Source organism: Streptomyces sp. NPDC005070, assembly GCF_053600395.1.
Window position 1 is genome coordinate 26,578 of sequence record NZ_JBSFZS010000014.1, and the last position, 21,098, is coordinate 47,675.

Sequence of the window (21,098 nt, forward strand, 5' to 3'; positions counted from 1 at the left end):
GTCGCCGGAGGTGACCGAACGATGACGGCCGGTGCGAGAGAACCCGAGGTGCGGAGCGAGCGCGCGATCGGCGGCGAGTACGGTGACGCCGCGAGTCGGTGGGCCGCTCCTCCCGTCTGCGTGATCACCGCCGACGGCGCCTACGGGGCACGGCTCGCCCGCGACGGCGAGTCCTGGTATCCGGAGCGCTGGACCCTCGACGGCCCCGAGCCGTACGCCGTGCCGCTGCCCGGTCCGCAGCCGGAGCAACCCGGCACCGAGGTGCTGCCGCTGACCGACGGCAGGGTGCTGATCCATCGCGTGAACGACGGACGCCACGCCTTCTCCCTCCTGTATCCGACCGGTCCGGGCACCGGTGAGCTCCCGCTGGGCGCGGTGGAGTGCCCCGACGCGGGCACCCTGCTGCGGCTTCTGCCGCCCGCGCCGGACGGGGAGCGCGCGTACGCCCTCGCGGTGGGCCGGGGGTCGACGGCGGTGTGGCTGGTGGCGGGCGGCGCGTTCGGCCCGGAGCATCTGGCGGAGGTCCCGGGCCACTGCTCGGGAGGGGTGTGGCTGGACCGCACGGGACGCCTGCTCGCGCTGGACCGCTTCCAGGACGGCCGCACGAAGACCGTGGTCGTCGACCTGGAACGTGGCGGAGAGGTGTCGCCGCTCCTCCAGATCTCCGAGCACAGCAACGACCGGCTGCTCATCGCGGACGCGGACAGCGGACTCCTGCTCATCCGCTCCGACGCGCCGTCGCCCGGCCGGGACCGGCTCGGCTGGGGCGTGCTCGGCAGCACCCTGCCCGTCCGCTTCCCGGACTGTCTGAGCGCGACGGGCTGTTCGATCAGCCCGTTCGCGATCCAGCCGGGCCAGGTGCTGACCCCGGAGTCCTGCGCGGTCGCCCTGCGCATGGACGGGCCGGGCGGCACCTGGGTGGGCGTGTGGCGTCCGGCCGAGCGCCGGATCCACCATCGCCCGGCGCCGGAGGGCTGGCTGCCCGGCACCGGACTGTGGACCGCCGAGGGGGTGCTCCACCTGCCGTACGTGACAGGGGCCGTCCCGTGTGGTGTCGCCCGGCTGGCGGCGACCGAGAGGGCGGGGGAGCCGGAATCGGGGGAGCCTGCTTCCCCCGGTCTCCCCGCACCGCGGCCGGTCCCCCTCCAGCACGCTCCTCTGCGGACCGCGTCGCCGGCCGGTTCACCGCACCCGGCCCCGGGAACCGAGCAGCCCCGGGCGCTCCCGGTCCACCTGACCCTGAGCGGCGGCACCGCCCGCGCCCCGAGGGACGAAGCGGTCCGCGCCGTCGACGGAGCGGGGGGAACACCCGCCGGTACGGGTCCCGTGCCCGGGGGCCAGGAGCCGCTGTCGACGGTGACGAGCCTCACTCCGAGGACCTCGCCCGGCGAAGCGCGGCGGGGGGACACGAACTCCGGCCTCGCGACGGGCGGGGCGCTCCCGCCCGTCGTGCGGCTCGCCGGTGAAGGGACCGAACCGGTCCGGCCGGTCGCCCGACGCGCCCCCGAGCCCGGGCGGCCCGCCCGGCCCCAGCCGAGCCGCTGGACCAGGGTTCCCCTGCCCCTCGCACCGGAACAGAGCCGCCGGACCGAACCCGCCGGACCACCCGCGCGGGAGCAGGGCACCTGGCGCCGGCCTCCCGGAACGCCGGCGCCGGATCAGGGACATCCGACCGGACCCCCCGGAACACCGGGTCCGGAACAGAGACACGGGACCGAAGCCGCCGGAAGACCGGCGCCGGAGCGGAGCCGCCGGACCGCACCCGCCGGGACGCCCACGACCGAGGCGGGCCTCTGGACCAAGGTCGCCGAGACTCCCCCGCCCGGCATGAGTCTCAGGACCCGGGCCGACGGGACACTCCCGGGCGGCATGACCGTCACCCTCGAACCGGCCGGACCGCTTCCGCCGGCCACGACGATCGGCACCGACCACGCCACCGCCGCCGCCATCGGGGCCATCACCGAGGCCGGGTCCGTCACGCAGACCGAGGCGGACATCGTGACGGAGGCCCCCACCGAGGCTGCCTCGGCTGCCGAACCCGGTCGCACCGCCGAACCCGGTCGCGCGCGGGCCGACCGCACCCAGCCCGCCCGCACCGAACCCGTCCTCTGGACCAAGGTCGCCGAGACTCCCCCGCCCGGCATGAACATCGGTGCCATGCCCGGCGCGACACCCGCGGGCGGCACGGTTTCCGGGGACGGGATCACCGACGCGGTGCCGACCGCAGGCGAGTTCAGGGGGCAGGTCGTCCTGAGGCCCCTCGCCGCCGTGGCGCACCTACCCGCGGAGTCCGGGGTTCCGAGTGTGTTGGCCCACACGGACGAGGAGAAAAGGGGCAGCACGGGCGAAGAAACGTCACCCTCCGACTCCCGCTCGATGACCGCACGTTAGACTCCCCCGGCTGTAAAGAAGGATCTTGCATACGGGGTGAACACTTCAATGAACGACTCGAGCACCATGGAAGCGCCGGGAACGGACGTCCACGAGACGTCGGCCGCCCGGTCCGAAGGCCACGGCAGACACCGCGGCCCGGTCTCCGGCCACGACGACGAGGCGACCCCTCAGGGCCGCCACCGCAAGCCGTCCGGCCAGTCGGCCACGACGGTCTGACGGACCTCACGACAGCCGAAACCGGCGTACGGCCCCGCTCGCACCATGGCGAGCGGGGCCGTCTCCGTAGGGGGCTCCCCCAGCCCGGTCCAAAGCCCGCGGTCCGCCGACGGACGTCCGCTCGGCGAGGCGACCGCCCGACGAGGCGGCGAGCGCTCAACGAGGCGACCGCTCAGCGAGGCGAGCCCTCCCGTTTGAGCCCCAGCACCTCCATCGCCGCGAAGGTCTCGCCGCTCGGCCGGTCCGCGTAGTACGGGGTGAGCAGCGCGTCGAGTTCGTCGTGGCTGAAGGTGTCCTGCTTGCTGTCGAACTTCGCCGCCACCCGCGGCCGTTCGACGACGGCGACCATTCCGCCGTGCACGACGAGGAGCTGTCCGTTGACGTGCGCGGCGGCGGGCGAGGCCAAGTAGCCCACGAGCGGAGCGACATGCTCGGGCGCGAGCGGGTCCAGGCCCTCGTCCGGCTGCCCGAATCCGGCGAAGACGTCCTCCGTCATACGGGTGCGGGCGCGTGGGCAGATGACGTTGGCCGTGACGCCGTACTTGGCGAGTGCCAGCGCCGTCGAGGTGGTCAGGCCGACGATCCCGCCTTTCGCCGCCGCGTAGTTGGGCTGTCCGGCGGAGCCGGCGAGGAACGCCTCGGAGGAGGTGTTCACGATCCGCCCGTAGACGGGCCCGTCGGCCGCCTTGCAGCGGGCCCGCCAGTGCGCGGAGGCGAAGTGGATGGTGTTGAAATGGCCTTTGAGGTGGACCCTGACGACCGAGTCCCACTCGTCCTCGGACATCGAGAAGACCATCCGGTCGCGCAGGATGCCCGCGTTGTTGACGAGGATGTCCAGTTTCCCGAACGCGGTGACGGCCGACTCGACCAGTTCGCGGGCCTGTTCATGATCGGCGACGTCCCCGGTGTGGGCGACGGCCCGGCCGCCGGCGTCGCGGATCTCGGCGGCGACCTCTTCGGCCGGGGTGGCCGAGGCCGCGCCCGATCCGTCCCGGCCGGGCTGCCCGTAGTCGTTGACGACGACGGCGGCGCCCAGCCGGCCGAGTTCCAGCGCCTCGGCCCGGCCGAGCCCGCGCCCCGCGCCGGTGACGATCGCGGTGAGCCCTTCAAGTGGCAGTGACATCAGGGTCCTTAGCGGTTGGGGTGGAGGTCCGCACCGGCGGCCGCCCGGTCAGATCTCGATGCACGTCCGCAGGGCGGTGCCCGAACGCATCTGGTCCAGCGCCTCGTTGATCCCGGCCAGCGGCACCCGGTGGGTGATCAGGCCTTCGAGGTCGATGCGGCCCGCACGCCACAGGGCGATCGTGCGCTCGTAGGAACGGAGGACGTCCCCGCCGCCGTACATGGAGGGCAGGATGCGCTTCTCGTCGAAGAACAGCTCGAACATGTTGAGCTGGAGGACGTCGTCCATGGCGCCGGCTCCGACGACGACGAGGGTGCCGCCGCGGCGGGTGTGGTCGTAGGCGGTGCGTGCGGTGGCCGACTTGCCGACGACCTCGAAGACGTAGTCGAAGCCCTCGCCCGCGGTGACCGACTGCTTGGCGTCGGCGAGTTCGTCGGGCGAGACGGCCCGGGTGGCGCCGAAGCCGAGCGCGGCCTCGCGGCGGGAGGCGACCGGGTCGACGGCGACGATCTCCGCGGCTCCCTTGAGCCGGGCGCCCTGGATCGCGGAGATGCCGACGCCTCCGCAGCCGATGACGGCGACCGACGAACCGGCCTCCACGTCGGCGGTGTTGAGGGCCGCGCCGAGTCCGGTGGTGACGCCGCAGCCGATCAGGGCGGCTATGTCGAAGGGCACGTCGTCGGGGATGGGGACCGCGCAGCCGGCGGCCACGACGACCTCCTCGGCGAAGGTGCCGGTGCCGGCGAAGCCGAAGACGTCGCCGCCGGGGCGCTTGAAGTTGGGGGTGCCCGCGTTCATGAAGCCGGCCAGGCACAGTTCGGTCTGGCCCCGCTTGCAGGAGGGACAGGCGCCGCAGGCGGGCAGCCAGCAGATGACGACACGGTCGCCGGGCTTCACATGGGTGACGCCCTCGCCGACCTCGGTGATCTCGCCGGCGCCCTCGTGTCCGGGCACGAACGGCGCGGGCTGCGGCAGGACGCCGTTCATCGCGGACAGGTCCGAGTGGCACAGTCCCGTGGCCCGCACCCGGATGCGCACCTTGCCGGGCCCGAAGCCCACCGCCTCGACGTCGTCGAGGACCTCGAGTTTGTCCTGGCCTGTCTCGTGCAGTACGGCTGCGCGCATGGTGCGGCTCCCCTCGGGACGGTTCGCATGGGTGTCAGACGTGTTCGACGACGGTGTCGGCGAGGACCGGCGCGTCGTCCCGCTCGACCGCGCTCACCGCCACCCGGACCGCGCCGTCGCCCGGCCACATCCGGATGCGCAGGGTCTCGCCGGGGAAGACGACTCCGGCGAAGCGGGTGGTGTAGGCGCGGACCCGGGTCACATCGCCGCCGAGCAGGGTGTCGACGACGGCCTTGAGCGTCATGCCGTACGTGCACAGCCCGTGCAGGATGGGCCGGTCGAAGCCGGCGAGCTTGGCGAACTCGGGGTCGGCGTGGAGCGGGTTCCAGTCCCCGGAGAGCCGGTAGAGCAGCGCCTGTTCCTCGCGGATCGGACGTTCGACGGTCCGGGCCGGCGGGCCCGAGGGGGCTTCGAGGCGGGCACCGGGTCCACGGTCGCCGCCCCAGCCGCCCTCGCCGCGTACGAAGATCTGGGCGTCGTTGGTCCACAACGGGCCCTCGGCGTCGGTCACTTCGGTACGCATGACGAGGACGGCGGCGGTGCCCTTGTCGTAGACGGCGGCGATGCGGCCGGTGGCGGTGGCCGTGCCGTCGGCGGGGATCGGGCGGTGCAGCCGGACACTCTGGCCGCCGTGCAGGACGCGGGCGAGATCGACGTCGACGCCGGGCATGGACAGTCCGCTGATCACGCCCGGTGAGCCGGCGCCCGCGACGGTGGCGAAGCTCGGCAGGACGTGCAGCCTGGATTCGAGGGTGTACCGCAGCTCGTCGGGGTCGGTCGCGGGAACGCCCGCCCCGAGGCCGAGGTGATAGAGCTGGACGTCCTTGTGGCTCCAGGCGATCTCGCCGGTCCGCGGCTGGGCTGCGACGGCCTTGGCGGCGTCAATGGGCATGGGGCTCCTTGCTCGACTGCGCGAAAGACCTCGGTGCGGCCGTCCGCACCGTCGGCCGCACCGAGGTCGACACCGGGCCGTGGAACCCGCTCGTTCTAGAACGCGTTCCAGTACGGCGAACCCTTGTATAGCCGAGCGCCCAGCACTTGTGAAGACTACTGACGCCATGTCAGATCGAGTCGTCGCCCGGCTCGCGGCGGGTCGCCGCTCGGTCGGCGGCCGTGACATTTGTCCCGGCCGATCGCCGACAAGTGCATCTGCCGGGGCACCGCCCGGGCCTCTAGCGTCGTCCTCATGACACGGACAACGGGGACGACGGCGGGAAAGCCGGCGGGAACGTGCGCACCGCCGGTGACGGGGACGGCGCCGGCGGTGCGCTTCAGGGGTGCGGTCAAGACCTTCGGCGACGTGCGCGCCGTGGACGGTCTCGACCTCGACGTGGCGAGCGGCGAGACGGTGGCGCTGCTGGGACGCAACGGCGCGGGGAAGTCGACGGCGATCTCCCTGCTCCTCGGCCTGAACGAGCCGGACGAGGGCTCGGTCGCGCTCTTCGGCGGCCGCCCGCAGGAGTCGGTGCGCGCAGGACGGGTCGGCGCGATGCTCCAGGACACCCGGCCGGTGCCGCGGGTCACCGTCCGGGAGCTGGTCTCCTTCGTGGCGGGACGCTATCCGGCGCCCCTGCCGGTGGCCGAGGCGCTGCGGCTCGCGGGCATCACGGAACTGGCCGGGCGGCGCGTCGACCGGCTGTCCGGAGGGCAGGCGCAGCGGGTGCGGTTCGCGGTGGCGCTCGCCGGGAACCCCGCGCTGATCGTGCTCGACGAACCCACGGCGGCGCTCGACGTGGAGGCACGGCACGCGTTCTGGGAGTCGATGCGGGCCTACGCCCGGCGCGGCCACACGGTGCTGTTCTCCACGCACTACCTGGAGGAGGCCGACGCGCACGCCGACCGGATCGTCGTCGTCGACCGGGGGCGGATCGTCGCGAACGGGACCGGGGAGGAGCTTCGGCGGTCGGCGGGCGGCAATCTGGTCTCCTTCGACCTCGCGGGGGTCCCCTCGGACGGTCTGGCGCTGCTGCCCGGCGTGGTGGCCGTGGAGGTGCGCGGGGAGCGGGCCCGGCTGCGCACGGACGACTCGGACGCGACGGTGGTCGCGCTGGCCGAACGGGGTGCGATCCGCGGCCTGGAGGTCGTCCCCGCGTCCCTGGACGACGCTTTCATGGCCCTCACCTCGCGCGACCGGGAGACGGTGTGATGTTCGACTATCTGCGGCTCGAAGTGCGCCGGACGCTGCGCGACACCGGCTTCGTGATCGGCGGCGTCGCGATGCCGGTGATGATGTATCTGCTGTTCACCAACCTCGGCGGCGGTGACGACGGCGCGTGGAAGACGGCCTCGATGGTCTCCATGGCCGCCTACGGGGCGGTCGGCTCGGCGCTGAACACCGGCGGCGGGGTCGCCGAGGACAAGGTGACCGGCTGGCTGCGGCAGCTCCGGGTGACCCCGATGACCTCGCGCCAGGTGGTGCTCGGGCGGGCGCTGACCGGTTCGGTGACCGTGCTGCCCGCGATCGTCGCGGTGCTCGCGGCCGGCGGCCTGGTCAACGGCGTACGGCTGGACGTCTGGCAGTGGGCCGCGACGGCCCTGCTGCTGTGGCTCGGCTCGGTCCCGTTCACCATGCTGGGCCTCGGCAACGGCTACCGGATGACCGCGCAGACGGCGGGTGTCGCGAACATGGTGTGCAATCTGGGGCTGGCGGTCGTGGGCGGCCTGTGGTTCCCGCTCGCCCTCTTCCCCGGCTGGCTGCGCTCGGTCGCCGCGTACACGCCCACGAACCGGTTCGCGCAGCTCGGTGTGTCGGTCACCGAGGGCCGGGCACCCGGCCTCACGGCGGTGGCGGTGCTGGGCGCCTGGCTGCTGGCGTTCGGTTCGTACGCCGTGGTCTCGTACCGTCGATCCGCACGAACTGTCTGAACGGGGAGCGGGACATGTCCTGGATGAGAGGCATCGGCTGCCAGGTCCGCGCGTTGCGGGCCGAACGGCGGCGCTGGAAGGCCGACATGGAGCGGTTCAAGGAGGAACAGCGGGCCGCGCGCAGGAGCGGCGGCGCGATGCCGGAGAATCCCGGGCCGCCGCCGACCGGCTTCGCGCTGCTGCCGTGGCTGCTGCTGGGGATGGGCGCGTTCTCCAACCTCTTCCAGGGCAGGACTCCGCAGCCCTGGGTCGGCGGGGTGGGCCTGCTGGCCTTCAACTCGCTGTACATCTACGTGACGTTCCGCGCGTTCACGAAGGCGACACGGGAGGCCCGCTCGACCCGGGTGGCGCTCGTCCTGATGGGCGTGGTCACCTGCGTACTGGCCATCGGGTACGGCGGAACCTGGCTCTATTTCTTCCCGCTGCTCGGGCTGGCCACCGGGGCGGTGGTGCGCGGCCCCTGGCTCGGGAAGATCGGGCTCGGTCTGACGGCGCTCGCCGCGTCGGTGTCCGTCTTCCGGGCGGGCTGGGACGCGGTGAACGTCGCCTACGGCACCTTCCTGTCCACGATGGTGACGGCCGCGATCCTCTCCCTCTCCGAGGCGGTACGGGAACTGCGAGCGGCCCGCGAGGAGTTGGCGCGCCGGGCCGTGGAGAAGGAGCGGATGCGCTTCTCCCGCGACCTGCACGACCTGCTCGGGCACACGCTCTCCGTCATCGTGGTGAAGTCGGAGGCGGCCCGCAGGCTGGCTCCCCGGGATCTGGACGCGGCACTCGTGCAGGTCACGGACATCGAGTCGGTCGGCCGGCAGGCGCTGACGGAGATCCGTGAGGCGGTCACCGGCTATCGCGAGGGCAGCCTCGCCACGGAGCTGGACCGGGCCCGCTCGGCGCTGTCCGCGGCGCGGGTGGAGCCGGTCGTCCGGCAGTCGGGGCCGCCGCTGGTCCCGCAGACCGAGGCCCTGCTCGGCTGGGTGCTCCGCGAGGCCGTCACCAATGTCGTGCGCCACAGCGACGCGACGCGCTGCGAGATCACCGTCGACGGCACCGCGGACCTGGTCCGGCTGACCGTCTCGGACAACGGCACCGACGCCTCCCCGGCGGACCCCGAACCGGGCGTCGGCGGCACCGGCATCAAGGGCCTCACCGAACGCCTCGCGACGGCCGGCGGCTCCCTGCGGGCGGGCCGGACCGCGCGCGGCGGTTTCGAGGTGAGGGCCGAACTCCCGCTGGAGGCGGCCGACTTGACGGAGGCGTCGGTCTGAGGGACGGAACACCGCGCGGCGGCGGGCGGGCCCCCGTGGGCCGGCCCGCCGCCGGGCGGCCGGGGCTACGGTGCCCAGGGGGACGTGACGGCCCAGCTCACGTCGTCCGTCCACGAGGTGGCGCTGTCGAAGGCGTTCGAGCCTCCGTCGCTCGCTATGTAGACGTTGTGGTTGTAGTGCCGGAGGTATCGCGTCGGGTAGTTGTACGACGCGAACGAGGTCCCCGTACCGCTCTTGCCGGTCTGGGCGCAGAACGTGGCGTCCTGTCTGAACTGCGTGGTGCCGGTCATGGGTTGCCGGGAGAGCTGGTAGTTGAAGTGCCGCAGGAAGTCGCCCGGATAGTTCCGCGACTCGAAGGAGTAGCAGGAGCTGTCGGCGAGCCCCCGGCGGACGATCCAGGTGGCGTCGCCCTTGTCGAGGGCCGAACTGCTCGACGTGATCGTCGAGACGACCGCCGCGTTGTTCTGGTGGCGGATGTAGCCGGTCGTGCAGCACGAGGTGGTCGCGCGCAGCGAGATCTCGGACCCGGCCGTCAGCGAGCCCGTGCTGCCGGTCGAGCCGCCGTAGCCGATGGAGACGATGTTCGACTGCACCTGGTCGTCCGCGGCGTCCGTCGGGATGCCCGAGGTCATGACGCCCTCGAAGAAGGACCCGATGGAACCGTTGCTGTTGTCGCCGCCGGTGCCGAGGACGATCGCGCCTTCCTGGTGCATGGGCGAGTACCCTCCGGCGGTGGGTTCACCGCCGGAATAGGTGGTCGTGAGACTGCCCGATCGGGCGTTGCCGTATTTCAGCGCGAAATGGTCCTGACCGTTGTTCTTCAGCAAAGCGGTCACGAACGGCAGCGCACCGGTGCCGGTGTTCGACGTGTTCTTGCTGTATCCGGCGTCCGACTGGAAGAGCCCGTTCTCCAGGTCGGCCTGCACCCACGGGCCCTGGCCGTAACAGGGCGAGAACCAGCACTCGGTGCCGAAGTTGATCGCGTCCATGTGGCCGTTGCCGGTGTCGAGGTTGTTGGTCTCGGCGTTGCCGTAGTCGAAACAGCAGCTCCCGTTGACGTGGGTGCCGGAGGTCACCATGTACATCCCCTCGGCGGCACCGTTGGTGGCGACTCCCGAGGTGGAGTTGTCCCGGTAGCCCATGCCGGCGGAGATCTCCAGACCGTAGACCTGATGGCCGCCGGCGGTCACCGGCAGGGCGTCCGCGGGCGCCCCGACATCGGCGGCTCCCGCCCCGCCCGCACCCTCGATCGTGAGGTCGTTGTGGCGCGAGGACTGGTCGTAGATCTTCGTGACGATGCAGGTGGTGCCGCCGCAGAAGGAGTCCTGCGCCGCCGCGTTCGCGTACCCGCCGGCCGCGAGGAGACCGATGTTCGCGGTGGCGCTGTCGGAGGCGCGCTGCACCTGGTAGAGCGATCCGTTGTACGACGAGTAGAGCGCCCTGACGAGGCTGTGCGCGGCGACACAGGGGGTGCCGGCGGTGGCGTAGATGTCGCACGGGAGCGACCCCGCGGCGGTGGCCTGCGGCGCGCCGACGGCGAACGCGAGGACGGCCGCCATCACCGACAGCACGGCCAGGACTGTGTTCCTCAGGCGCTGTAAGCGCACGAAGGATGACAACACGGTGCACCTCTTCCGTTCCTGGTAGGACAGTGCGGGTGCCCGGTCGAAATACCGGACATCGTTCGATCGATATGCCGAACCAATTCCCGGTCGAAATTCCGAACGTTTGCGGAAAACGGCCCGGCTCGGGAATGGCCAAGGGGAGCGCTGAATTCCGAGGCGATTATTTGCCCGTGGCCGGGGGCCGTCAAGACGCGCGGACGGGGACGGGGACGATTTCCGGGGTCCGCCGGAACGCGCGGGGCGGGCCGCGGGACACCCCTCTCGCCTTACGCTTGGCCGCGTGAACGAGATGCCCCGGGACCACCGGCCCGCCAAGTCCGTCCGTGTCCTGCTCGCCGAGGACCAGCAGATGATGCGCGGGGCACTCGCTCTGCTGCTCGGGATGGAGCCGGACATCGAGGTGGTCGCGCAGGTGTCCGCGGGCGACGAGATCGTGGACGCGGTGCTGGTCGGCCGGCCCGATGTGGCCCTGCTGGACATCGAGTTGCCGGGGATGAGCGGACTGGACGCAGCCGCCGAACTGCGGGAGCAGGCGCCCGACTGCCGGGTGCTGATCCTCACCACCTTCGGCCGCCCGGGCTATCTGCGCCGGGCCATGGAGGCGGGCGCCGCCGGGTTCCTGGTCAAGGACGGACCCGTGGAGGAACTGGCCGAGGCGATCCGGCGGGTGCTGACCGGGGAGACCGTCATCGATCCGGCGCTCGCCGCCGCCGCGCTGAGCGCCGGCCCCAATCCGCTCACGGCCCGCGAGTGCGACGTGCTGAAGGCCTCGGTGGACGGTGCCACCGTCGCCGACATCGCCGGCAAGCTGCACCTCTCCGAGTCGACCGTCCGCAACTACCTCTCGTCCGCGATCGGCAAGACGGGCACCCGCAACCGCATGGAGGCGATGCGGGAAGCCCGTCAACAGGGCTGGCTGTAGGCCCTGTCCGGGCCGGTCACGACCGCGCGACCGCGCGCCGACCCGTCTCCGGTCCGGACGGTCCGACCGGTCCCGCGGTCCCGGCGGACCAGGCCGGCGCCAGGCTCTGCCCCGGGAGATCCTCAGGGCTTCGTCACCACCGCTTCCGCCGACCCGCGCCCCTTGCCCTCCGGTGCCACACACACGAACCAGTCGGACCGGGAACCGGCCACCTGCCAGATCAGGTTCGAGACGCCCGTGGGAAGCATGGTGCCCTGGTGAGCGACCCTCCGGGCCTTGACCGTCGTGCCCTCGTCCCAGGCGCAGGTGACCTCCTCGGCGGTCTGGGCGACCTTGCCGATCACGAGCCCCCGAGAAGGCACCTTCGCCCCCTTGGGCGCCTCGCCGTTCAACGGCAGCGAGAAGGCCTCGATGTCCTTGCCCGAGAACGATTCGTCCTTCGGGACCGCTCCGTCGATCACCGTCCTCGGAGGCCCTCCCTCCGGGATCAGTTTGACGAAGACCCATCGCTTGCCCGCGAGGTCCGAAGCGTTCCTGACACCCGTCGGCGTGACGCCGTACTGCCGCATCATCGTGCGCTGCTGCCGCGCCTCCGCCTCGTCCTTCGACGCCGGCCACATCTCCACGAGGACGCCCCAGCTTCTGCCGTGGTCGGTCCATTGCGTCACGAACGTCCCCCGTGGCCCGAGGGTCCGCCAGACCTGCGGCCGCCCGCGGTCGGGCGGCGTTACCCGCCTGGCGTGCTCACCGGCCGGCGCGACCCCCCGGGCATCGTCGCCCGTCCCGCCCGTCAGCGCCAGGGTCCCCGTGGACCCCGCGACGACCAGGGCGACCGCCGCCGCCGTCGCCCAGCGGCGCGCCCTGCGGCGCCGGCCGCCGCGCAGCACCGCCCGGCAGGGGGCCGTACCGATCTCGACCTCGTCCGCCGCCTCGGCCAGCAGGAAGGAGATGTCCGCGTCCGTCGCCGCCATGTCGTGATTCGTCTCCCGGTTCGCGCTCATCGGATCCGCCCTCCCTGCGCCATCGTGTTCGCCAGGCCCGGTACGACACGGAGTTTCGCGATCCCCTTGGCCGCGTTGCTCTTCACCGCGCCCACCGAGCAGCCCATCGCCTCGGCCGCCTGGCTCTCGCTCAGGTCCTCCCAGTAGCGCAGGACCACCGCCTCGCGCTGACGCGGGGGCAGCCCGGACAGCGCGGCGATCAGGGCGCCGCGGTCGTCGGCGCGCGCGATCGGGTCGGCGCTGTCGGGGACCTCGCGGCCGATCCCCGAGTCGTCCCTCGGCGCGAGGAACTCCTTGAGTCTTCTGCGGTGTCTTCGAGCGTGCGCGTTGATCATCATGCGCCGCACATACGCGTCCGGTTCATCGGCCGAGCCGACCCGGCGCCATGCCACGTAGACCTGCTCCAGTGTCGTCTGGACCAGGTCCTCGGCGGCGTGCTGCTCCCCCGTCAGCAGAAACGCCGTACGCATCAGCCGCGGCCAGCGACCGACCACGAAGCTCTGGAACTCCTCGTCCCGAGCCTGCTTCCGAACCCCCATGGGCACCTCCTAGTGACTCAAGGAGTCCACAGGAACCTGAATTCGTTGCCTCACCGCCGTGACATCGTCCGGGGCAGCCACACGAACATCAGGACGGCCCCGGCGAGCAGCATCACGCCGCTGACGCGGAACGCCAGCGCGTACCCGGCGGTCAGCGCCTCCCCGGCGACGCTGCCCCCGGTACGGGCCGCGGCGATCGTGGACATGACCGCGAGCCCCAGGGAACCGCCCATCACCCGCGAGGTGTTGACCAGGCCCGAGACCACCCCCGCGTCCTCCGGCACCGCACCCGAGGTCGCGATCGCGGCCAGCGGTGTCGCGGCCAGACCGGCGCCCGCCATCATCAGGACGCCGGGCAGCATGATGGCCGTGACGTACGGGCCGTCCGCCGTCATGGTCGACTGCCAGCCGAAGCCGGCCGCGGCCAGGAGCGTGCCGAGGACCGCCACGTTGCGCGCGCCGACGACCGGCATGAGGCGGGGCGCCGACTTCGAGCCGATGACCACGGCGAGCGAGCTCGGCACCAGGGCGAGGCCCGCGCCGAGCGGCGAGTAGCCGAGCACGTTCTGCGCGTACAGCGTCATGAAGAACCACATGCAGAACATCGCCGAGCCGGAGACGAACATGGCCGCGTTCGCCGACGCCACCGAGCGCAGCCGCAACAGCTTCAGCGGCATCAACGGCGCCTTGGTCCGCGCCTCGACGGCCAGGAAGACCCCGATGAGCGCCGCTCCCGCGCACAGCGGTACGAGCGTCGCCGCCGCGGTCCAGCCCTCGGCCTCCGTCTGCACGATCCCGTACGCCAAGGTCGCGAGTCCCGCGGTCACCAGGAGCGCGCCCGGCAGGTCGAGCCGCCGCCCGTCCCCGGCCCGGCTCTCCACCAGCCGGTACGCCGCGCCGGCCAGCACGATCGCGCCGACGGGTACGTTGATGAGGAGCACCCAGCGCCACGACAGCCCGTCGACCAGCAGTCCGCCGACGAGCCCGCCCGCCGCGCCGCCACCCGCTCCCACGGCGGTCCAGGTCGCGATGGCCCGCGCGCGTGCGGGACCCTCGGGGACGGCCGACGTCAGGATCGTCAGGGTCGAGGGGGCGAGCACCGCGGCCCCCAGGCCCTGCGCGGCGCGCGCCAGGAGCAGGTGGGTGCCCTCCTGGGCGAGGCCGCCGGCGGCCGAGGCGAGCGTGAAGAGCGCGAGACCCACCAGGAACATCCGCTTGCGCCCGTACAGGTCACCGGCCCGCCCGCCGAGGAGCATGAATCCGGCGAAGGCGATGGAGTAGGCGTTCACCACCCACTGCAGTCCGGGGGCGCTCAGCCCCAGGTCCGTGCGCATGGAGGGCAGGGCCACGTTGACGACGGACACGTCCAGGACGACCAGGAACTGTCCGGCACACGCGAGCGCGATCACCACCCAGGTGGGCGGGGCGGTACGGTCGGTCGTCCGGATGTCTTCAGCGGCTCGGAGCATGGCTGTCATGCTCTCAACCCACCGACGCTCCTTGCATCGGTATTTCGGCGCAGCCGGACGTAGGGCACCGGACCTAGGGCGTGCCCGCGACGTCGCGTCCGCCCGGCAGGTCCTACGGCCTGCGCAGCAGCGTGACCACCGCCGCGCCGCCCAGTCCGATGTTGTGGGCGAGCCCGACCCGTGCCCCCTGGACCTGGCGCGCCTCGGCCTGTCCCCGCAGCTGCCAGACCAGTTCGACCACTTGAGCGATCCCGGTGGCCCCCAGGGGGTGGCCCTTGGAGATCAGCCCGCCGGAGGGATTCACCACCCAGCGTCCGCCGTACGTCGTCGCCCCGGACTCGACGAGTTCGCCCGACTCCCCCTCCGCGCACATGCCGAGCGCCTCGTAGGTCAGCAGTTCGTTGACGGAGAAGCAGTCGTGGAGCTCCACGACGTCCACGTCCTCGATGCCGAGCCCGGAGCGCTCGTACACCCGGCGCGCGGCCTCCCGCGACATCGGCCGGCCGACGACGTCGATGCAGGAGCCGGAGGCGAAGGACTCCTCGGTGTCGGTGGCCATCGCCTGCGCGACGATCTCCACCGCCTTGTCCTCCAACGCGTGCCGCTCGGCGAACCGTTCGGACACGACGACGGCCGCGGCGGCTCCGTCGGAGGTGGGCGAGCACTGGAGTCTGGTCAGCGGCCGGTGGACGGCCTTGGCGGCGAGGATCTCGTCGACGGAGTACACGTCCTGGAACTGGGCGTAGGGGTTGTGCGCCGAGTGGCGGTGGTTCTTGGCGCCGACGGCGGCGAGCTGGGCCTCGGTCGTGCCGTACCGCTCCATGTGCTCGCGGGCCGCGTCGCCGAAGATCTGCGCGGTGGGCGGCGACATCTCGAAGCCGTGCCGGGCGGCCATGATCCCGTAGTGGCGGGCGACGGGCGACGTGGAGAAGTCGCCGCCGTCGGCGCCCGACCCGAGCGATCCCCGCTTCATCTTCTCGAAGCCCAGCGCCAGGACGCAGTCGCTGATGCCGCCCTCCACGAACTGCCGGGCCAGCATCAACGCGCTCGCCCCGGTGGCGCAGTTGTTGTTCACGTTGTAGACGGGCACGCCGGTCAGGCCGAGTTCGTAGGCGGCCCGCTGACCGGCGGTGGACGGCTGGAAGCAGTAGCCGACGGGGACCTGTTCCACGTCCGTGTAGGAGATCCCCGCGTCGGCCAGGGCGTTGGAGCCGGCCTCGCGGACCATGTCCCAGTACTGCCACTCCCGGGTCTCGGGCTTCTCGAACCTGGTCATACCGACACCGACGACGTACGTCCTCATGGCGCTCCTAGTCCCGTGGCAGACCGAGCAGGCGCTCGGCGACGACATTGAGCTGGACCTGGGTGGTGCCGCCCGCGATGGTCAGGCACCGGGAGAGCAGGAACCCGTGCACGGCGCGCTTGCCGGGGCCCTCGCACAACGCGCCTTCGGGACCGAGGAGTTCGAGCGCGAGTTCGGCGACCTTCTGCTGGTGCGCGGTCTGCACCAGTTTGCGGACGGAGGCGCCCGCGCCCGGCTCCACGCCGGAGACCCGGCGGAGGGTGGTGCGCAGCGTGATGCAGGCCAGGGCGTGCGCCTCGGCCAGCAGCGCCCCCAGCCGGGGGCCGTCGACGTCGGCCGGTATCAGCGCCTCCAGGCCGGTGTCGAAGGTCAACTGGTCGGCCATGTGGACGCGTTCGTTGCCGAGCGTGTTGCGGGCGACCCGCCAGCCGTCGTCGACCTCGCCGACGACCGCGTCCGCGGGCAGCAGTACGTCGTCGAACCAGACCTCGTTGAAGAGGGAGTCCCCGGTGATCTCCTTCAGGGGGCGGATGTCGATGCCCTCCGTGGTCTTCATGTCGACGACGAAGTAGGTGAGCCCCTTGTGCTTGGGCGCGGCCGGGTTCGTCCGGGCGAGGAGGATCCCGTGGTCGGCCCACTGCGCCGCGCTCGTCCACACCTTCTGGCCGTTGATCCGCCATCGCCCGTCGGCGGTGCGCTCGGCGCTGGTGCGCAGCGAGGCGAGGTCGGATCCGGCGCCGGGCTCGGAGAAGAGCTGGCACCACAGGACATCGCCGCGCAGGGTGGGCAGCAGATAGCGCTCCTGCTGCCGCCGGGTCCCGTGCGCGATGAGGGACGGCACGACCCAGGTCGCGATCCCCAGGTCGCTGATCCGCACTCCGGCGGCGGTCAGCTCCTGCTGCACGGCGAGCTGTTGGACCGGGCCCGCGCCGAGGCCGTACGGCGGGGGCAGATGCGGGGCGGCGTAGCCGGTGGGCGCCAGGGCCCGGCGGACCTCGGCCGGGCCGAGCCCGCGCACCCGGTCGGTCACCGCACGGGCCTCGGCCCGGTACGCGGACGCCTCCGGCGGCAGCTCCAGGCGCAGTTCCCGCCGTACGCCGTCGCGCGCGAGCCGTACGGCCCGTCGCAGGTGTCCGCTCCCGGCGCCGAGCAACTGCCGTGCCACCAGGGCCCGGCGCAGATACAGATGGGCGTCGTGCTCCCAGGTGAACCCGATGCCGCCGAGGATCTGGACGCAGTCCTTGGCGCAGGAACCGGCGGCGTCGAGGGCGGTGCCGGCGGCGAGCGCGGCCACCAGTTCCCGTACACCGGGCGGCTCCTGTGCGGCGCGTGCCGCGTCCCAGGTGAGCGCTCTCGCCTGTTCCAGCCGCAGCAGCATGTCGGCGCACAGGTGCTTGACGCCCTGGAATTGTCCGATCGGGCGGCCGAACTGCTCGCGGACCCTGGCGTGCCCGGCGGCCGTCTCCAGCGACCAGGCCGCGGTGCCGCAGGCGTCGGCGGCGAGGACGACGGCGGCGAGGTCCGGGACCAGCGACGGGCCGACCGCGAGGACGCGGTCGGCGGGGACCCGTAACCCTCGGGCCCGGACCTCGGCGGTCGCCCGGGTCGGATCGGCACTCTCGTGCGGCCGGACGGCCAGGCCGGCGGCGTCCACCACCACCCAGAGCGTGCCGCCGGGCGCGGCGCCCGCATCGGCAGCCGAAGCGGGAGCGGCACCCGCGCCGGAGGCCGGGGCGGCCACGGCACCCGCATCGGAAGCCGAGGCGGCCACAGCACCCGCGCCGGAAGCCGAGGCGGCCGCGGTGCCCCCGCCGGAGGCCGGATCCGGCGGCGCGCCCGATCCGGAGGCCGGAGCGGCCCCGCTGCCCGCGTCGCGGAGGCGGCCGGGCCCGGCGATCGTCGCCGCCAGCACGAGCACGTCCGCGTCGGCTCCGGACAGCACGGGCGGCGCCGTCCCGTCCAGCACGTATCCGCCGTCCACCGCCAGAGCCGTCAGGGAACCGGCGCCGAACGCGACGGCACCGATGCGCTCCCCGCACCCCAGGGCCCGTACGAGATCGGCGCGCCCTGAACTCCGTACGGAATCACCCGATAAAACCGATAGACCCGGTTCAGCCGCCGGTTCCGCCGCCAGCACCGCCGACGCCAGGACGTTCGCCACGAAGGGTCCGGGCAGCGCCGCCCGCGCGGCCTCCTCCACGACGACGGCGAGGTCGACCAGGCCGCCGCCGCCACCCCCGTACGCCTCGGGCAGGTGCACGGCGAGCAGCCCCTGCGCCGCCAGCGCGTCCCAGAACGGAGGCCTGCCGCCGCCCGGCACGTCCAGGAGTTTGCGGACCTCCTCGGGCGGCACGGCGCGGGCGATCCAGCCGCGCACGGCCTCGGCCAGCTCCCCTTGCTCCGGCGTGACCGCGATGCCCATGCATGCCTCCCCAAAGGCCCAAGGTGCGTGGATCGGCGCCAGACTAGAACACGTTCCATTCTGACGATAGGTCAGATACCCATGGATCGGTCAAGGATTCGTTAGTACGCCGAAGCATCGGAATAGTTGCCCGGGCACACCGGGTTCCCTCTGCACGTACCTCGCGTGGATCACCCGACCGACGCCCCCGCATCCCTATGGATCACCCGGCCGACCGTCCCCCCGCATCCGCACGGACCCCCTCGCTCCGCTCCCGAGAGCTCCCTTCGCTACGGCCTGGAGGCCCCCCTCAATGACGCACACGACGACCGGCCGGCCCGCGCCGAGGCCCGGCGCCGCGACCGTCCCGGTGCTCGCCTTCGCGGGCATCGTTGTCGCGGTGATGCAGACCCTGCTCGTCCCGGTCATCAAGGATCTGCCGACGCTGCTGGACACCGCTCCCAGCAACGCCACCTGGGTCCTGACCTCGACCCTGCTCGCGGGTGCCGTGGCCACCCCGATCATGGGCCGCCTCGGCGACCTCTTCGGCAAGCGGCGCATGCTGCTGACCAGCCTGTCCATCATGGTGATCGGCGCCCTGATCAGCGCGCTGACCAGCACCCTGCTGCCGATGATCGTGGGCCGTTCGCTCCAGGGCTTCGCGATGGGCGCGATCCCGCTCGGCATCGGCCTGATGCGCGACCTGCTCCCCCGCGAGAAGCTCGGCTCCGCGATGGCCCTGATGAGCTCCTCGATCGGCGTCGGCGGCGGACTCGCGCTGCCCGCCGCGGCCCTCGTCGCCCAGCACGCGAACTGGCACGCCCTCTTCTACGGCGCCGCCGGCCTCGGCGTCCTCTCGATCGTCCTCACCCTCCTCGTCGTGCCGGAGTCCCCGATGCGGGCCAAGGGCACCTTCGACGTACTCGGCGCGATCGGCCTGTCCATCGGACTCGTGCTCTTCCTGCTGCCGATCACCAAGGGCAGCGACTGGGGCTGGACCGCGCCCACCACGCTCGGCCTGTTCGGCGCGTCGATCGCCGTCCTGCTCCTGTGGGGCGTGATGGAGCTCCGCCTGAAGGCCCCGCTGGTCGATCTGCGCACCACGGCCCGCCCCGCCGTCCTCTTCACCAACCTCGCCTCGATCATGGTCGGCGTCTCGTTCTACGTCGTCTCGCTGGTCCTGCCGCAACTGCTCCAGCTCCCGAAGTCCACGGGCTACGGCCTCGGCCAGTCGATGGTGAGCGCGGGTCTGCTCGTCATGCCGCTCGGCCTGACGATGATGGTCACGGCGCCCGTGTACGCCCGTCTGTCGGCGAAGTACGGCCCGAAGGTCACCCTGATCATCGGCATGGTGATCATCGGAATCGGCTACGGCGCCGGACTCGGCCTGATGAGCGCCGCCTGGCAGTCGCTGGTCATCGCGGTGATCCTCGGCGCGGGCATCGGCCTCGCCTACTCCTCGCTGCCCGCCCTGATCATCGGTTCGGTCCCGGCCTCGGAGACGGGCGCGGCCAACGGTCTGAACACCCTGATGCGGTCCATCGGCACATCGGTGTCGAGCGCCGTCATCGGCATGGTGCTCGCCAACACGGCGCACCACGTCGGCGGGGTCGCCGTCCCGACCATGCGCGGCTTCCACGTGTCCTTCCTGATCGCCACGGGCGCGGTCGCGGTCGGCGTGCTGATGGCGCTGTTCCTGCCGGGCCGCCGCCCGGCCACCAAGCCCTCGCTGCTGGCGAGCAGCGAGGAGGACGCGGCGCTGGAGCGGGCGCACGAGGTACTCGGCGGTTTCCGCGGCCGGGTGCTGGACGCCGACGGCGGCCCGGTCCCCCGCGCCAAGGTCACCCTGATCGACCGGCGCGGCCGCCAGGCGGGCGCCACCCTCTCCGCCGAGGACGGCAGCTACGCGCTCGCCGTGCCGGACCGGGGCGCGTACGTGCTCGCCGCACGGGCCGCCGGACACGGCCCGCTCGCCTCGTCGGCCACGCACACGGGCGACGACCGGCCGGTCGCCCTCGACCTGTCGCTCCCGGGCGAGAACGCCGACGTCACGGCCTGACGCGCGGGCTCCCCGCGAGTGATCATCGCCACCCCCGCCGCCCACGCGGCGGGGGTGTGGTGCACGATGCTGCGCGTACCCGTTGTTCGCACCGATGGAGTTCGCACCGATGGAGGGAAACCCCATGTCCTCGGCACCCAAGCCCGAGATCCTCGCCGCCTTCGAGGCCGCGAAGGGGTTCATGCCGCGCGGTGAGGGTCTCGCGCTCCACGAGGCCGCGGTCGCGGCCGGACGGCTCGGGCTGCCGCTCCTGGAGGTCGGCACCTACTGCGGCCGTTCCACGATCCTGCTCGCGGACGCGGCCCGCGAGGCCGGGGTGACCGCCATCACGGTCGACCACCACCGGGGCAGCGAGGAGCAGCAGCCGGGCTGGGAGTACCACGACCCGTCCACGGTCGACCCGGAGATCGGCCTGATGGACACGCTCCCCACCTTCCGCCGCACCCTGCACCGGGCGGGCCTGGAGGAGCACGTGGTCGCGCTCGTCGGCCGCTCGCCGCAGATCGCCGCGTTCTGGGGCACGCCCCTCGGCCTCGTCTTCATCGACGGCGGCCACACCGACGAGCACGCGAGCGGCGACTACGAGGGCTGGGCGCCGCATGTCGCCGAGGGCGGCCTCCTCGTCATCCACGACGTGTTCCCGGACCCCGTCGACGAGTTCACCGGCCAGGCGCCGTACCGCGTCTACCTCCGGGCCCTGGAATCGGGCGCGTTCACCGAGACCTCGGCGACCGGCTCACTGCGCGTACTGCGGCGAACCGGAGCAGGGATCTGAGCGCACGGTTAGAGTC

Annotated in this window: 17 protein-coding genes; 8 read left to right on the forward strand and 9 right to left on the reverse strand. The window is 72.6% G+C overall.

Annotated elements, in window-relative coordinates:
- Positions 1–21: 21 nt before the first annotated feature.
- Positions 22–2,391 carry a hypothetical protein gene (locus ACWEBX_RS07335; RefSeq protein ID WP_451883929.1) on the forward strand — a complete coding sequence of 790 codons (2,370 nt, stop codon included), beginning with the start codon at positions 22–24 and terminating at the stop codon, positions 2,389–2,391.
- 48 nt (positions 2,392–2,439) lie between these two features.
- Entirely contained in the window at positions 2,440–2,610 is a 171-nt protein-coding gene (locus ACWEBX_RS07340) for a hypothetical protein (protein ID WP_355774274.1), read from the forward strand.
- Between the two features lie 172 nt (positions 2,611–2,782).
- On the opposite strand, the gene ACWEBX_RS07345 is transcribed toward ACWEBX_RS07340, so the two are convergent.
- The 3 genes from ACWEBX_RS07345 to ACWEBX_RS07355 are packed head-to-tail and all read right to left on the reverse strand — an operon-like array spanning position 2,783 to position 5,750.
- Positions 2,783–3,733 (reverse strand): 3-oxoacyl-ACP reductase, encoded by a 951-nt coding sequence (locus ACWEBX_RS07345; protein ID WP_451883930.1) that lies wholly within the window; start codon positions 3,731–3,733, stop codon positions 2,783–2,785.
- 48 nt (positions 3,734–3,781) lie between these two features.
- A complete protein-coding gene (locus ACWEBX_RS07350; protein WP_451883931.1) occupies positions 3,782–4,858 on the reverse strand; it encodes a Zn-dependent alcohol dehydrogenase in 1,077 nt (358 codons plus the stop codon).
- A 34-nt stretch (positions 4,859–4,892) separates the two neighbouring features.
- Positions 4,893–5,750 carry a MaoC/PaaZ C-terminal domain-containing protein gene (locus ACWEBX_RS07355; protein WP_451883932.1) on the reverse strand — a complete coding sequence of 286 codons (858 nt, stop codon included), beginning with the start codon at positions 5,748–5,750 and terminating at the stop codon, positions 4,893–4,895.
- A 372-nt stretch (positions 5,751–6,122) separates the two neighbouring features.
- Between ACWEBX_RS07355 and ACWEBX_RS07360 the strand changes: the two genes are divergently transcribed.
- Genes ACWEBX_RS07360 through ACWEBX_RS07370 form a run of 3 tightly spaced genes read left to right on the forward strand, consistent with a single transcriptional unit; the run spans position 6,123 to position 8,988 of the window.
- Positions 6,123–7,004 carry an ABC transporter ATP-binding protein gene (locus ACWEBX_RS07360; RefSeq protein ID WP_451883983.1) on the forward strand — a complete coding sequence of 294 codons (882 nt, stop codon included), beginning with the start codon at positions 6,123–6,125 and terminating at the stop codon, positions 7,002–7,004.
- A complete protein-coding gene (locus tag ACWEBX_RS07365; RefSeq protein ID WP_451883933.1) occupies positions 7,004–7,723 on the forward strand; it encodes an ABC transporter permease in 720 nt (239 codons plus the stop codon). Before ACWEBX_RS07360 ends, ACWEBX_RS07365 begins: the two co-directional genes overlap by 1 nt.
- 14 nt (positions 7,724–7,737) lie before the next feature.
- A complete protein-coding gene (locus ACWEBX_RS07370) occupies positions 7,738–8,988 on the forward strand; it encodes a sensor histidine kinase (protein WP_451883934.1) in 1,251 nt (416 codons plus the stop codon).
- 65 nt (positions 8,989–9,053) lie between these two features.
- On the opposite strand, the gene ACWEBX_RS07375 is transcribed toward ACWEBX_RS07370, so the two are convergent.
- Complete coding sequence (locus tag ACWEBX_RS07375) at positions 9,054–10,547, reverse strand: alpha-L-arabinofuranosidase B (RefSeq protein ID WP_451883984.1); 1,494 nt, start codon at positions 10,545–10,547, stop codon at positions 9,054–9,056.
- A 355-nt stretch (positions 10,548–10,902) separates the two neighbouring features.
- Between ACWEBX_RS07375 and ACWEBX_RS07380 the strand changes: the two genes are divergently transcribed.
- On the forward strand, positions 10,903–11,535 hold the full coding sequence (locus ACWEBX_RS07380; protein WP_355766397.1) for a response regulator transcription factor: 633 nt from the start codon (positions 10,903–10,905) through the stop codon (positions 11,533–11,535).
- Positions 11,536–11,657: 122 nt separating this feature from the next.
- Here ACWEBX_RS07380 and ACWEBX_RS07385 read toward each other — a convergent pair whose 3' ends face one another.
- The 5 genes from ACWEBX_RS07385 to ACWEBX_RS07405 all read right to left on the reverse strand — a co-directional run bounded on the left by ACWEBX_RS07385 (position 11,658) and on the right by ACWEBX_RS07405 (position 18,269).
- Positions 11,658–12,536, reverse strand: a complete 879-nt coding sequence (locus tag ACWEBX_RS07385) for a hypothetical protein (protein WP_451883935.1) — start codon at positions 12,534–12,536, stop codon at positions 11,658–11,660.
- The gene (locus ACWEBX_RS07390; RefSeq protein ID WP_451883936.1) at positions 12,533–13,075 is read right to left on the reverse strand and encodes a SigE family RNA polymerase sigma factor; all 543 of its coding nucleotides are present in this window, start codon (positions 13,073–13,075) and stop codon (positions 12,533–12,535) included. Before ACWEBX_RS07390 ends, ACWEBX_RS07385 begins: the two co-directional genes overlap by 4 nt.
- Positions 13,076–13,125: 50 nt before the next feature.
- Positions 13,126–14,544: an MFS transporter gene (locus tag ACWEBX_RS07395; RefSeq protein WP_451883937.1), complete on the reverse strand. Its 1,419-nt coding sequence runs from the start codon at positions 14,542–14,544 to the stop codon at positions 13,126–13,128.
- 112 nt (positions 14,545–14,656) lie between these two features.
- Positions 14,657–15,847, reverse strand: coding sequence for a lipid-transfer protein (locus tag ACWEBX_RS07400; protein WP_451883938.1), 1,191 nt, complete (start codon positions 15,845–15,847; stop codon positions 14,657–14,659).
- 7 nt (positions 15,848–15,854) lie between these two features.
- A complete protein-coding gene (locus tag ACWEBX_RS07405; RefSeq protein ID WP_451883939.1) occupies positions 15,855–18,269 on the reverse strand; it encodes an acyl-CoA dehydrogenase in 2,415 nt (804 codons plus the stop codon).
- A 292-nt stretch (positions 18,270–18,561) separates the two neighbouring features.
- On the opposite strand from ACWEBX_RS07405, the gene ACWEBX_RS07410 reads away from it, so the two are divergent.
- On the forward strand, positions 18,562–20,307 hold the full coding sequence (locus ACWEBX_RS07410) for an MFS transporter (protein WP_451883940.1): 1,746 nt from the start codon (positions 18,562–18,564) through the stop codon (positions 20,305–20,307).
- Positions 20,308–20,431: 124 nt separating this feature from the next.
- Positions 20,432–21,082 carry a class I SAM-dependent methyltransferase gene (locus tag ACWEBX_RS07415; RefSeq protein WP_451883941.1) on the forward strand — a complete coding sequence of 217 codons (651 nt, stop codon included), beginning with the start codon at positions 20,432–20,434 and terminating at the stop codon, positions 21,080–21,082.
- The last annotated feature ends 16 nt before the right edge of the window (positions 21,083–21,098 follow it).